The 13004-nt window shown below is 59.6% G+C and carries 11 protein-coding genes; 6 read left to right on the top strand and 5 right to left on the bottom strand.

Going from position 1 to position 13004, the window contains the following annotated elements; all coding sequences use genetic code 11:
- Positions 1-8 precede the first annotated feature (8 nt).
- Positions 9-452 (bottom strand): FKBP-type peptidyl-prolyl cis-trans isomerase, encoded by a 444-nt coding sequence (locus PHF15_RS06370; protein ID WP_300119856.1) that lies wholly within the window; start codon positions 450-452, stop codon positions 9-11.
- 180 nt (positions 453-632) lie between these two features.
- Here PHF15_RS06370 and PHF15_RS06375 point away from each other — a divergent pair, with 180 nt between their 5' ends.
- Positions 633-1385 carry a hypothetical protein gene (locus PHF15_RS06375; protein WP_300119857.1) on the top strand — a complete coding sequence of 251 codons (753 nt, stop codon included), beginning with the start codon at positions 633-635 and terminating at the stop codon, positions 1383-1385.
- Here the strand turns inward: PHF15_RS06375 and htpG are convergent, their stop codons facing one another.
- From htpG to PHF15_RS06395, 4 genes are all read right to left on the bottom strand, one after another.
- Positions 1386-3374 (bottom strand): molecular chaperone HtpG, encoded by a 1989-nt coding sequence (gene htpG, locus PHF15_RS06380; RefSeq protein WP_300119858.1) that lies wholly within the window; start codon positions 3372-3374, stop codon positions 1386-1388.
- A gap of 119 nt (positions 3375-3493) precedes the next feature.
- Entirely contained in the window at positions 3494-4732 is a 1239-nt protein-coding gene (locus tag PHF15_RS06385) for an alpha/beta hydrolase (protein WP_300119859.1), read from the bottom strand.
- Complete coding sequence (locus PHF15_RS06390; protein ID WP_300119964.1) at positions 4719-5588, bottom strand: pseudouridine synthase; 870 nt, start codon at positions 5586-5588, stop codon at positions 4719-4721. The genes PHF15_RS06385 and PHF15_RS06390 overlap by 14 nt, the downstream gene beginning before the upstream one ends.
- A 197-nt stretch (positions 5589-5785) precedes the next feature.
- A complete protein-coding gene (locus PHF15_RS06395; protein WP_300119860.1) occupies positions 5786-6493 on the bottom strand; it encodes a Crp/Fnr family transcriptional regulator in 708 nt (235 codons plus the stop codon).
- Positions 6494-6682: 189 nt separating this feature from the next.
- Between PHF15_RS06395 and PHF15_RS06400 the strand changes: the two genes are divergently transcribed.
- The 5 genes from PHF15_RS06400 to PHF15_RS06420 all read left to right on the top strand — a co-directional run bounded on the left by PHF15_RS06400 (position 6683) and on the right by PHF15_RS06420 (position 12940).
- Positions 6683-8629: an AMP-binding protein gene (locus PHF15_RS06400; protein WP_300119861.1), complete on the top strand. Its 1947-nt coding sequence runs from the start codon at positions 6683-6685 to the stop codon at positions 8627-8629.
- Positions 8630-8651: 22 nt separating this feature from the next.
- On the top strand, positions 8652-9437 hold the full coding sequence (locus PHF15_RS06405) for an ABC transporter ATP-binding protein (RefSeq protein ID WP_300119862.1): 786 nt from the start codon (positions 8652-8654) through the stop codon (positions 9435-9437).
- 4 nt (positions 9438-9441) lie between these two features.
- Positions 9442-10371, top strand: a complete 930-nt coding sequence (locus PHF15_RS06410; protein ID WP_300119863.1) for a branched-chain amino acid ABC transporter permease — start codon at positions 9442-9444, stop codon at positions 10369-10371.
- 123 nt (positions 10372-10494) lie between these two features.
- Positions 10495-11571 (top strand): branched-chain amino acid ABC transporter permease, encoded by a 1077-nt coding sequence (locus tag PHF15_RS06415; protein WP_300119864.1) that lies wholly within the window; start codon positions 10495-10497, stop codon positions 11569-11571.
- A 52-nt stretch (positions 11572-11623) separates the two neighbouring features.
- Positions 11624-12940 (top strand): ABC transporter substrate-binding protein, encoded by a 1317-nt coding sequence (locus PHF15_RS06420; protein ID WP_300119866.1) that lies wholly within the window; start codon positions 11624-11626, stop codon positions 12938-12940.
- Positions 12941-13004 lie beyond the last annotated feature (64 nt).

Below are 13004 nucleotides of genomic sequence, written 5' to 3' on the forward strand. Positions count from 1 at the left end.
CGTTGGACTTATTTGCCGTTGATGCCCAGCAACTCGACTTCGAACAGCAGCGTGGCGTTGGGTGGAATGGCACTGCCTGCGCCGCGCGAGCCATAGGCGATGGCAGAGGGGCACGTCAGCTTGGCCTTGCCGCCGACTTTCATAAGCTGCACGCCTTCGGTCCAGCAGGGGATGACATTGCGCAGCGGGAACTCGATGGCCTGGTTGCGTTTATACGAGCTGTCAAACTCACGGCCATCGGGGAAGGTGCCACGGTAGTTGACCTTGACCGTGTCGCTGGCCTTGGGGCTGTCGCCCGTGCCGGCTTTCATGGACAGGTACACCAGTCCGCTGGCGGTGACCACGGCACCGGACTCTTTGGCAGCAGCCTCCAGGGCGGCATCTGCCGCATGAGAGGCGGTGGCACCCGACAGGGCAGCGGCCAGCAGGAAGTTCAAATGCATTTTTTTCATGGATTCAGGGATAAGTAAAGTAAATCAAGGAAAGGTGACAAGACCTGGGCGATCATTATGACAAAGGGTTTTGTTGACAAATGACGTGTTCTGGTGTCAATTGCCAATGTCAAAATGGCAGGGCTTGCGATTTATATCTGATGTTTCGTCGTTGTATCAATGTTAAGGGGGGGATTCGCAGTGAAAAGTATGGTGCCACAGGGGGGTGAAAACTCAGGGGGTGCGATGCGCAGGAGTTTTGGCGCGCTGCATCTTGTTGCCATCACCAGCTTGATCGCCTTTGTGGCGGTCGCATTCCTGATGGTCTATTTGTTCCGCACATTGGCTATTGACGGCCTGATCAAAGTCGCCGAAGTCGAACACGTCAAGCTGGCCCAACTCATTGGCAACGAGACCTGGGATGACATTTTCGGTCCCTGGATTCAGGCGACGCAGGGCAAATCGATTGAGGAGATCAGAGCCGCACCGGAACTTCCCGCCATAGAACGAAAAATAAACTTCCTGCTCAAAGGCACGCATGTCTGCAAGATCAAAGCCTACGACTTGAAGGGGGTGACGATCTATTCCACCGACCCCAAGCAGATCGGCGAGGACAAAAGGAGCAGCCCCGGTGTCAAGGCGGGTTTGCTCGGCTTCAGCAGCGCCAACCTCATACATCGTGACCAGATCAGTTACCTGGAATGCGAGGTGCATACGCGCGATCTGGTCGAGAGCTATGTGCCGCACTATTCCAGAACCACCGGCAAGGTCACCGGCGTCTTTGAAATCTATGGCGATGCCACCGGGGTGCTGACCGAAATCGACAAGCGGGAATGGTTTCTCTTCCTCGTCGTCATCGGCCCCCTGGCGCTGCTCTACCTGGTGATGTTTTTCATCTTCAAGCGAACCGAGGATGCCCTTTTGCAGTGCAATCGGGCACGAAGTTCGACCTGATCAAACCAGCAGCGCGTTCACCCGCTTCACATAAGCCGCCGGGTCGGCCGGCAGGCCGCCTTCTGCCAGCAGGGCCTGGTCGAACAGGATGTGGGCCAGGTCGTTGAAGTGCACCGAGCCGTCGAGCTTTTTCACCAGCGGGTGCTCAAAATTGACTTCCAGCACCGGTTTCACTTCCGGTGCGGCCTGGCCGGCCTGCTTGAGCATGCGCGCCAGCTGCGTGCTCATGCCGTGGTCCTGCACCACCAGGCAGGCGGGCGAGTCCACCAGGCGCGTGGTCACACGCACGTCTTCGGCCTTGTCCTTGAGCGCTTCTTTCAACTTGGCCAGCAGCGGCTTGAAGGCTTCGGCGGCTTCTTCGGCGGCTTTTTTCTCGGTCTCGTCCTGCAGCTTGCCCAGATCGACCGCACCCTTGGCTACGCTTTGCAGCGGTGTGCCGTCGAAGTCCTGCAGGTAGTTCAGCGCCCACTCATCGACACGGTCGGTCATCAGCAGCACTTCGATGCCCTTTTTCTTGAACACTTCCAGTTGCGGGCTGTTTTTGGCGGCAGCCGCGTTGTCTGCGGTGATGTAGTAGATGGCTTCCTGGCCTTCTTTCATGCGCGCCTTGTAGTCGGCAAAGCTGACGCTCACGACATCCGTGGTCGATGTGGCAAAGCGCAGCAGCTTGGCAAGGCGATCTTTGTTGGCATAGTCTTCGCCCAGGCCTTCCTTGAGCACGGCGCCAAATTCGTTGTAGAACTTGGTGAACTTGCCCGCGTTGGCGGCAGCCTCGGTTTTTTCTTCCTCGGTCACCACATCGGTGACACCCTCCGCAGATGTGGTTGCCTCGGGCAACTTGTCATTTTTGGCCAGGTCTTCGAGCATGCCGAGCACGCGTTTGGTGCAGCCTTCGCGGATGGCTTTCACGTCGCGGCTTTCCTGTAGCAGTTCTCGGCTCACGTTGAGCGGCAGGTCGGATGAATCGACTACGCCCTTGACAAAACGCAGGTAAGTGGGCAGCAACGCCTCGGCATCGTCCATGATGAACACGCGTTTTACATAGAGCTTGACGCCAGCCGATTTTTCGCGGTTGTACAGGTCATAAGGCGCTTTGCCGGGGATGTAAAGCAGTTGGGTGTACTCGGTGCTGCCTTCGACGCGGTTGTGGGTGTAGGCCAGCGGTGCCTCGAAGTCGTGGCTGATCTGCTTGTAGAACTCGGTGTACTCGTCATCCGTGATGTCTTTTTTGGCGCGCGCCCAGATGGCGTTGGCCTTGTTGACGGTTTCCCATTCACCGGTCTTGACCATGCCACCCGGCTGCCGGCCGCCTTGCTCGTCGCCGGGGTTGATCAGCTCGCCGTCTTTCCACTCTTCCTTTTCCATCAAAATGGGCAGGCTGATGTGGTCGGAATACTTGTTGATGATGCCCTTGACTTTCCATGCGCTGGCATAGTCCATGGCGTCGTCCCGCAGGTGCAGAATCACGCTGGTGCCGCGCTCGGTGCGGGTGATGTTTTCCACCTCGAAGTCGCCGGCACCACCGCTGATCCAGCGCACACCTTCTTCGGCTTTCATGCCGGCGCGGCGCGATTCCACCGAGATCTTGTCGGCCACGATGAAGCCCGAATAAAAGCCCACGCCGAACTGGCCGATGAGCTGCGAGTCGGCCTTTTGGTCGCCACTGAGCTTGCTCACAAAGTCCTTGGTGCCGCTCTTGGCAATGGTACCGAGGTGGTCAATGGCTTCCTGCGTGCTCATGCCGATGCCGTTGTCAGTGATGGTGAGCGTCTTGGCGTCTTTGTCGAATGTGACCTTGACTTTCAGCTCGCTGTCGTTCTCGTACAGGCCGCCGTCGTTGATGGCTTCAAAGCGCAGCTTGTCGCAGGCGTCTGAGGCGTTGGAAATCAGCTCGCGCAGGAAAATTTCCTTGTTGGAGTAAAGCGAGTGGGTCACGAGGTGCAGCAGTTGCGCAACTTCGGCCTGGAAGGAAAGGGTTTGTTTGGTCATGTGAGGTGCTTGGTCTTAAAAAAATAAAACTCACTGCCTGAGGAGATCAGGCATCAAGAGAAACAGACAGATAAGGGCGATGGCATCGGTTTCAAGGGGGCTGCCGAATGGTCGGTAAATCAGCTTTTTAGCCAAGTCATCAATTGTTGCGCCACCGCCGGGCTGCTGAGCAGGGCCAGGTGGCTGGTGCGGTAGGCAATCCATTGGTGATCGGGGGCAAAGTTAAGGCAGCGTTGCGGCTCGTCGTGCTGGCCCAGCGCGCTGTGCAGCGGCACCAGACCGTCGCCTACCAGCCGGTCCGCCAACGGGCTGCGTTTGGCGGCGGTGGTCGCCGCCACAGCAAAACAGGCCACGCCCGCCGGCAGCGGCAGGTGGACACGGCTGTCGGGCTTGCGCCGGAAGCGGTCATGGCCCTGCCAGTCAGCGTCAAGCACATGGCCATAACGCAGGTCGGTGATGCCCGCGCTGCGCAACTGGCCGAGCTTGGCAAACGGGCGGCTGTAGGGGGTGCTGCCCAGGATCACATCAATCCAGTTGCCGGCACGCTCCAGCGGCGAGCCGTTGTGCGGGGTGCCCAGGAAAACGATATTTTTGAGAACGCCAGGCCAGTTCATGGTTTGCTGGCTGGCGGCAAACAGCGCGCTGCGCGTGACCAGTCCACCCATGCTGTGCGCCAGCACGCTTAGCTCGGTCACGGGAACCGGCCAGTGCTGAACCAGCAATTGCAGCTGCCGGGCCAGCAGGTGGCCGTTTTCAGACACATGCAGCCCGGAGTTGTAGCGCACATAGACCGGGGTGTATCCCCGTTCAGCGCACAGGCTCTCCGCGAGGTTGACCGGCGCGCCCGCATGTTTGCTGTGCCATTGCAGCTCGTTCATGCACAGGCCGTGGATGACGACCAGCACTTTGCCGCCCACGTGCGGCGCAGCGGGCGGCACAGCCCAGTCCAACACTTGTTTTTGGAAACGCAGCGTCATCGGCGTGGCCAGCGGATTGCCACTGGACTGCAGACGGTCGCCCATGACGCCGTTGAGGACAGCCAGCATGGCAGCGCGTTCCACCGATTCATCGCCCTGAGCTTCAAGGCGCTGCAATAGTGGCTCCAGCCGGGTCAAGGCTGCGGCCACACCTCGGCCCACCCGCTCAGTCACACCGTTGATGCTTTTATAAATTAGTCCGGTCAGGCCGCGTGTCTGGTCTGGGGTGGCACCACTGGGGGCACCCAAAGTGCGCCAGACCGACTGGTGTACACCTTCGGCCATGCGGGTTACTGCCGCAGTGGCATCGGTGGCCAGCAGCGTCATGGCGCGCAGGTCGTAGGCGCGCCAATGCTGGCAGGGCATGTCAGAAGCGCTCATGCGGAGCCAAATAACGCCACTGCCCTACTGGCAAATTGCCCAGCATCACCTTGCCAATGCGAACGCGTTTGAGGCCCACCACTTTCAGCCCCACCTGCTCGCACATGCGGCGAATCTGGCGCTTTTTGCCCTCCAGCAGGACAAAGCGCAGTTGCTCGGGGTTTTGCCATTCAACTTTGGCCGGTTGCAGCGCCTGGCCGTCAAGCTTGAGGCCGTGGCGCAGCAGCCCCAGTTTGTCGGCCGGGAACACCGATTGCACGTCCTGGCTCACCGGGTCGTCATCGTCAATGCGGCTGAGCTGGGTCACCTGGCCCGGGCGCGGCTGCTGTGCCGCTTGCGCCATGCGCGCTGACGCGCCCGGTGCAGCAGCATAGGTGGCCGCAGCCGAGTTGGCCGCCGCCGCATTGAGCACGCCGGTGTACATCACGCGCACCAGGTACTCTTTTTCCATCACGGCATCTTCGCCAATCAACTGGCGCGCCACCCGGCCGTCTTGCGTGAGCACCAGCAGGCCGGTCGAATCAATGTCAAGCCGCCCGGCAGGCACCAGGCTTTTGAGCTGGCTGGGGTGAAAGAAAAAGCGCGCATTATCCTCGGCCCAGCGGTTTTGCGGCTGCACCAGCGTGATGGCGGGCTCATGGCCGTCTTCGGCCTGGCCGCTGACCAGACCGAGCGGTTTGTTGATCAGCACCGTGACCTGCTTCGCCTGCTGGCCTTGCGCCTGTTTGTCGATTTCGATGCGCACATCAGGGGTCACCTGCATGCCCATTTCGGCCACCCGCCCGTTGACCTTGACCCAGCCCTTGCCAATCCATTCATCGGCCTCGCGGCGCGAGGCCAGGCCAAGCTCGGCCATGCGCTTGTTCAGCCGCAACGTGCCGCCCGCGCCATAGGCGGCGGTGTTGGCCTGCCCGAGGGGAATGGGCGCCTTGGGCGCGGGTGGCGTGGCGCGGCGGAAAACGGGGGCTTTGGGGGTATTGGGCATATGCTATTTATTTTGTAGCTGATTGCGCTGATTTTAGTTGGGCACGCTCAATGGCATGCATATGAAAATCAAAAGATATGGCAGCGCAAAGCCTGTAGATCGGTCACGCGCAGGCCACCGTATTCGACCCGGATCGCCTCTTGTGCCGCCAGCGTGTTCAGCGCCTCATTGACGCGCTGGCGCGACAGGCCCACCAGGTAGGCCAGCTCCTGCTGGGTGATGCGCAGCACGGCGCCCAGGCCGGGGTAAAGCACCGGGTTGAACAGGGCGGCCAGGCTGCGCGCCACACGGATGTTTGGATTGGTCATGCGGTCGATCTCGCGCGCGGCGATGAACTGTCCCAGGCGCTCGTTGAGCTGGTTCATGACGAAGCGGTTGAATCCAATCGAATGGTCCAGCAGCCAGTGAAAGGTGTCAACATGCAAGCCGGCCACAAGGCTTTTGCGCAGCGCCTGGATGTTGTAGCGGTAGCTCTCGCGTTTCAGGGCCGTGCCTTCGCCAAACCAGCCGCCGGGCGGGACGCCGGTGAAGGTCATGGTCTGGCCGTCGATGTTGTCGGTGCTCATTTTCAGCAAGCCATCGACCACGCCAAACCAGTAGGTCACGGGGCGGCCGGTGCGACAGACAAAATCGCCCGCGCCGGCATCAGTGATCTTGAGGTCTTCCACCGCGCGCTCTCGCTCTGATGCAGAGAGCAATTTAAGCCACGGAATTACGTCAAGCTCAGCTTCTGTCAGGGGGCGGCGACGCTGAAACAGAGTGACTTCAGTTTTCATGGTGGTGGCGGGTTTGACGGACTTCGCGGGTGAAGTGATGGGCAAGGGTGCAGGGAAAACACCTATCTGGAAATGTCTGAATTGTCGTCCAAATGACAACATAACGTCAAATCGGGTTTTATCATTCGCCCACTCCAGCAGCATGGGCATTGGACCCAGGCGGCGATGATTCAGAGACAAGGTGAAGTAATGCAAACGACGTTTCCCCGATTACTGCTAGACCATGCCGCCCAGCGCCCCGGGGACGCGGCCATGCGTGAAAAAGAGTACGGCATCTGGCAAGCCATCACTTGGGCCGACTTGGCTGTGATGGTGGAGCATCTGGCCTGTGGTTTGCACCAGGCAGGTTTGCGCCAGCACAATCACATGGTGGTGATCGGCGCCAACCGGCCCCGGCTGTACGCCACCATGCTGGCGGTGCAGGCGCTGGGTGCCGTGCCGATTGCGCTCTACCAGGATGCCGCCGCGCCCGAGTGCGTGTTCCCGATCAACAACGCCGAAGTTGCCTTTGCCTTTGCCGAAGACCAGGAGCAGGTGGACAAGCTGCTCGAAGTTCGTGACCAGTGCCCGCAGCTTGCCAATCTCTACTTCGATGACCCGCGCGGTCTGCGCAATTACGACGAGCCGGGTTTGCAGTCCCTCGACGACCTGATTGCTGCAGGAAAAAACTTTGCCCAGCAAAACCCGGACTTCTTCAAGGCCGCGGTGGACAGCGTCAAGCCCGACGATGTGGCCTCGCTGTTTTTTACTTCCGGCACCACCGGCAATCCCAAGGGCGTGGTGCATACGCATGACACGCTGCTCAACCGGGCTAGAGCCGGTGCTGAGTTCGACAAGCTGACCAACAAAGAAGACGTGCTGGCCTACCTGCCGCCGGCCTGGATCGGGCAAAACATCTTTTCCTATGCCCAGTGGCTGAGTTGCGGCTACGTGGTGAACTGCCCCGAGGATGCCTCCACCGTCAGTATCGACCTGAAAGAAGTCGGCCCCACCTATTACTTTGCGCCGCCGCGTGTGTTCGAGGGCCTGCTCACCAGCGTGATGATCCGCATGGAAGACGCGGGCATCATCAAGCGCAAGATGTTCCACTACTTCATGAGTGTGGCCAAGCGCGTCGGCCCGACGCTGATGGACGGCAAGAGTGTGTCGCTTACCGACCGCGTGCTGTACGCGCTGGGCAACTTCATGGTCTATGGCCCGCTGCGCAACAACCTGGGTTTCAGCCGGGTGCGCGTGGCCTACACCGCCGGCGAAGCCATCGGTCCGGACCTGTTCAGTTTTTACCGCTCGATCGGGGTCAATCTGAAACAGCTCTATGGTTCCACCGAAACCGCCGTGTTCGTCTGCCTGCAGCCCGATCACGAGGCCCGCGCCGACACCGTGGGTGTGCCCTGCAAGGGCGTGGAAATCAGGGTCGCCGACAACGGCGAGATTCTGGTCAAGTCGCCGGGCCTGCTCAAGGGCTATTTCAAAAACCCCGAGGCCACCGCCGAAGTGCTCACGCCGGACGGCTGGTACCACACCAGCGATGCCGGTTTCCTGGACGCGCACGGCCATCTCAAGATCATCGACCGCGTCAAGGATGTGGGCCGCATCAAGGGCGGCGCCAATGACGGCGCCATGTTTGCGCCCAAGTACGTCGAGAACAAGCTCAAGTTCTTCCCGCACATCAAGGAGGTGGTGGCTTATGGCGACGGTCGCGATCAGGTCTGCGTGATGATCAACATCGACTTCGACGCGGTGGGCAACTGGGCCGAGCGGCGCAACCTGCCCTATGCCGGCTACACCGACCTGGCGCAAAAACCCGAGGTCTATCAGCTCATCAAGGAGTGCGTCGAAAAGGTGAATGCGGACCTGAGCGTGGACACCCTGCTGGCGGGCAGCCAGGTGAGCCGTTTCCTGGTGCTGCACAAGGAACTCGATGCCGATGACGGCGAACTGACCCGCACCAACAAGGTGCGCCGCGGTTTCATTGCCGAGAAATACGACGTGCTGATCGATGCCCTGTATGGCGGCAAGACCAGCCAGTACATCGAAACCCAGGTCAAGTTCGAGGACGGCCGCACCGGCAGCGTCAGCGCCACCTTGGCGATTGACGATGCCAAGACCTTTATTCCCGTCAAGGCGGCGGCCTGAATCCAGAAATCGAAGCAACACCATGGCGACAAAACAAATCGGCGATGTCATTCTCGACGTCAAAAATATCTCTTTAAGTTTCGGCGGTGTCAAGGCGCTGACTGACATTTCGTTCGATGTGCGCGAGCACGAGGTGCGCGCCATCATCGGCCCCAACGGCGCGGGCAAGAGCTCGATGCTCAACTGCGTCAACGGCGTGTACCGGCCGCAAGAGGGCGCCATTACGTTCAAGGGCCAGACCTTCAGCCACATGGACAGCCACCAAGTGGCCACCATGGGCATTGGCCGCACCTTTCAAAGCCTGGCGCTGTTCAAGGGCATGAGCGTGATCGACAACATCATGACCGGGCGCAACCTGCGCATCAAGAGCAACCTGTTCTTGCAGGCGCTGCGCATCGGCCCGGCGCAGCGCGAGGAAGAGCGGCACCGTGAGTTTGTCGAGCACATCATCGATTTTCTGGAAATTCAGGCGCATCGCAAAACGCCGGTGGGCCAGTTGCCCTACGGACTGCAAAAACGCGTTGATCTGGGCCGCGCCCTTGCCATGGAGCCGCAACTGCTGTTGCTCGACGAACCCATGGCCGGCATGAACGTCGAAGAAAAGCAGGACATGAGCCGCTTCGTGCTCGACGTGAACGAGGAATTCGGCACCACCATCGTGCTGATCGAGCACGACATGGGCGTGGTGATGGACATCTCTGACCGTGTCGTCGTGCTGGACTACGGCAAGAAGATTGGCGACGGCACGCCCGAAGAAGTTCGCAACAACGAAGAAGTGATCAGCGCTTACCTTGGAACAGGACACTAACACCATGGCATTTTTTCTGGAAACATTACTCGGCGGCCTGATGGCCGGCATGCTGTATTCGCTGGTGGCCCTGGGCTTCGTGCTGATCTACAAGGCATCGGGCGTGTTCAACTTTGCCCAGGGTGCCATGGTGCTGTTTGCCGCGCTGGCGATGGCGCGGTTTTCCGAATGGCTGCCCCTCTATGCCGGCATCGACAACCTCTATCTGGCCAATCTGCTGGCGTTTATTGGTGCCGGCGCCGTGATGTTTGTGGTGGCCTGGCTGATCGAGCGTTTGGCGCTGCGCCATCTGGTCAATCAGGAGGCCACGACGCTGTTGATGGCCACCCTGGGCATCAGCTACTTTCTGGACGGCATCGGACAGACGCTTTTTGGCAGTGACATTTACAAGATCGACATCGGCATGCCCAAGGATCCGATCCTGGCCTTCGAAAGCCTCTTCGAAGGCGGCATCCTGATCAACAAGGAAGACCTCTATGCGGCGCTGATTGCCGCCGTGCTGGTCGCGCTGCTGACGCTTTTTTTCCAGAAAACCGTGACTGGCCGGGCCCTGCGCGCGGTGGCTGATGATCATCAGGCGGCGCAAAGCATTGGCATTCCGCTGAACCGCATCTGGTTCATCGTGTGGTGTGTGGCGGGTGTGGTGGCACTGGTGGCCGGCATGATCTGGGGCAGCAAGCTGGGCGTGCAATTTTCACTCACCACCGTGGCTTTGCGCGCTTTGCCGGTGGTGATTCTGGGTGGCCTCACCTCGGTGCCGGGCGCTATTGTGGGCGGCCTGATCATCGGCGTCGGCGAGAAGTTGTCCGAAGTGTTTTTGGGACCGTATGTGGGCGGCGGTATCGAGATCTGGTTTGCCTACGTGCTGGCGCTGATGTTCTTGCTGGTGCGCCCGCAAGGCCTATTCGGCGAGAAGATCATTGATCGAGTCTGACAACCTGATACCTCGCAGGACAGTCCAGGATTTGCACCGCAAATTTGCTCTGTCCTCAACTGATTGAGAAACCTTGCGGGACAGATCTTTAGCTCTGTCCCCAACTGATGAATAGAAAAGCATATGTTTTACAGAGAAAACGGCCAGTTCAAAACTACCTATCGGGCAGATCAGCAGATTTTTGCCATCACGCAAGACCGGGTGGCGGTGCTGTTGTTGATCGCTGCCGCGTTTTTGGTGGTGCCCATGGTCACCAGCGAGTACATGTTTCGGGCTATTTTGATCCCGTTCGTCATCATGTCGCTGGCCGCGCTGGGGGTGAACATTCTGGTGGGCTACTGTGGTCAGATTTCGCTCGGCTCGGGCGCCTTCATGGCGGTGGGCGCTTATGCCGCATTCAACTTTTTTGTGCGCGTGGAGGGCATGCCGGTGCTGGTGGCGCTGCTTTTGGGCGGCATCTGCGCTTCGGCGTTCGGTATTTTGTTCGGTCTGCCCAGTTTGCGCGTCAAGGGGCTGTATCTGGCAGTGGCCACGCTGGCGGCGCAGTTCTTCAGCGACTGGATGTTTTTGCGCATCAAGTGGTTTACCAACGACGCGCCTTCGGGTTCGGTGCAGGTGTCCAACCTGCAAGTGTTCGGTTTTTCGATAGAGAGCCCGATCTCCAAGTACCTGTTTTGTCTGTCCATCCTGGTGGTGATGGCGTTGTTGGCCAAAAACCTGGTGCGCAGTGCCATTGGCCGGGAATGGATGGCCATTCGTGACATGGACGTGGCGGCTGCTGTGATCGGCATCCGGCCGATGTATGCCAAGCTCAGCGCGTTCGCGGTCAGCTCGTTCATCATCGGCGTGGCCGGTGCCTTGTGGGGCTTTGTTTACTTGAGCGCCTGGGAGCCTGCCGCATTCTCCGTGGATCTGTCGTTCAAGCTGTTGTTCATGGTGATCATTGGTGGCATGGGCTCCATCATGGGCAGCTTTTTCGGCGCCGGCTTCATTGTGGTGCTGCCGATTTTCCTGAACCAGTTTCTGCCGTTTGTGGGCGGCCTGGTGGGCGTCGAGATTTCGACCTCAGGCATTTCACACACCGAATTGATCATATTTGGCGCGCTGATTGTTTGGTTCCTCATCGTGGAGCCGCACGGGCTCGCCAAACTGTGGTCGATTGGCAAGCAGAAGCTGCGCCTGTGGCCATTCCCTCACTGATCCGTTTTTCGTCAACCAAAGCACTGCGGTGCATTACATCTAGGAGACTTGCATGAAAATTAAACACATTGCGTTAGCGGCTCTCATGGCCTCGGTGGGCGCCACGGCGTTTGCCCAAGCCAAGGAACAGTTTTTTCCCGGCTTGCCATACCGCACCGGTGCCTACGCGCCCAACGGCGTGCCATGGGCCAACGGCTACTCTGACTACCTCAAGCTGGTGAACGCCCGCGGCGGCATCAACGGCGTCAAGATCATTTATGAAGAGTGCGAAACCGGCTACGCCACCGACCGCGGCGTGGAGTGCTACGAGCGCCTGAAAGGCAAACATGGCGGCGCCACGGTGTTCCAGCCCCTGTCCACCGGCATCACCTTTGCCCTGACCGAAAAAGCCCCGCTGGACAAAATCCCGTTGATCACGGCCGGTTACGGCCGTAGCGAAAGCCAGGACGGTCTGGTCTTCAAGTGGAACTTCCCGATTGCCGGCACCTATTGGCTGGCGGCTGACGTGCTGGTGCAGACGATTGCCAAAAAAGAAGGTGGTTTTGACAAGCTCAAGGGCAAGAAAATCGCGCTGGTTTATCACGACTCACCCTATGGCAAAGAGCCCATCGCCCTGCTGCAGGAACGCGCCGCCATGCACGGTTTCAGCCTGCAGTTGCTGCCCGTGGCACACCCCGGCGTAGAACAAAAAGCCACCTGGCTGCAAGTGCGCCAGGCCAAGCCAGACTACGTGTTTCTGTGGGGCTGGGGCGTGATGAACTCCACCTCGCTCAAGGAAGCGCAGGCCACCGGCTACCCGCGCGAAAAAATGTACGGCGTCTGGTGGTCCGGAGCCGAACCTGACGTGAAAGACGTCGGCGAAGGCGCCAAGGGCTACAACGCAGTCGCCATGCAGCACGGTGCCGAGCCGAACTCTGCCGTGGTCAAGGAAATCCTGGCCAAAGTGCACGACAAAGGCCAGGGCACTGGCCCCAAGGAAGAAGTGGGTTCGGTGCTTTACATGCGCGGTGCCATCAGTGCCATGTTCGCGGTGGAAGGTGTACGCCGCGCACAGGAGCGCTTTGGCAAAGGCAAGTGGGTCACGGGCGAACAGGCGCGTTGGGGTTACGAAAACCTGGCACTCGACCAGAAAAAACTCGACGCCCTGGGTTTTGCCGGCGTCATGCGCCCGGTGCAGACCACCTGTGCCGACCACATGGGCGCCAATTGGGCTCGCATCCACACTTGGGATGGCAAAAAATGGAGTTTCAGTTCTGACTGGCTGCAGGCCGACGAGCAGGTCCTGAAACCTCTGGTGAAGTCGACCGCTGCCAAATACGCGGCTGACAAAAAGCTGGCGCCTCGCACGCCGGCAGATTGCCAATCCTGATGAGTTGGTGTGGGGTCGACTTGTGTCGATCTTGGTGGACTGAGGTCCACCCCACCGCATTTCA

Origin of the sequence: Rhodoferax sp. (genome assembly GCF_028689295.1) — a bacterium.
Taxonomy (GTDB): domain Bacteria; phylum Pseudomonadota; class Gammaproteobacteria; order Burkholderiales; family Burkholderiaceae_C; genus Rhodoferax.

Bases quoted from the DNA above. Each gene is read 5' to 3' on its own strand.
- PHF15_RS06370 (WP_300119856.1), bottom strand. From the start codon at position 452: ATGAAAAAAATGCATTTGAACTTCCTGCTGGCCGCTGCCCTGTCGGGT.
- htpG (WP_300119858.1), bottom strand. From the start codon at position 3,374: ATGACCAAACAAACCCTTTCCTTCCAGGCCGAAGTTGCGCAACTGCTG.
- PHF15_RS06385 (WP_300119859.1), bottom strand. From the start codon at position 4,732: ATGAGCGCTTCTGACATGCCCTGCCAGCATTGGCGCGCCTACGACCTG.
- PHF15_RS06390 (WP_300119964.1), bottom strand. From the start codon at position 5,588: ATGGCCGAGCTTGGCCTGGCCTCGCGCCGCGAGGCCGATGAATGGATT.
- PHF15_RS06395 (WP_300119860.1), bottom strand. From the start codon at position 6,493: ATGAAAACTGAAGTCACTCTGTTTCAGCGTCGCCGCCCCCTGACAGAA.
- PHF15_RS06400 (WP_300119861.1), top strand. From the start codon at position 6,683: ATGCAAACGACGTTTCCCCGATTACTGCTAGACCATGCCGCCCAGCGC.
- PHF15_RS06405 (WP_300119862.1), top strand. From the start codon at position 8,652: ATGGCGACAAAACAAATCGGCGATGTCATTCTCGACGTCAAAAATATC.
- PHF15_RS06410 (WP_300119863.1), top strand. From the start codon at position 9,442: ATGGCATTTTTTCTGGAAACATTACTCGGCGGCCTGATGGCCGGCATG.
- PHF15_RS06415 (WP_300119864.1), top strand. From the start codon at position 10,495: ATGTTTTACAGAGAAAACGGCCAGTTCAAAACTACCTATCGGGCAGAT.
- PHF15_RS06420 (WP_300119866.1), top strand. From the start codon at position 11,624: ATGAAAATTAAACACATTGCGTTAGCGGCTCTCATGGCCTCGGTGGGC.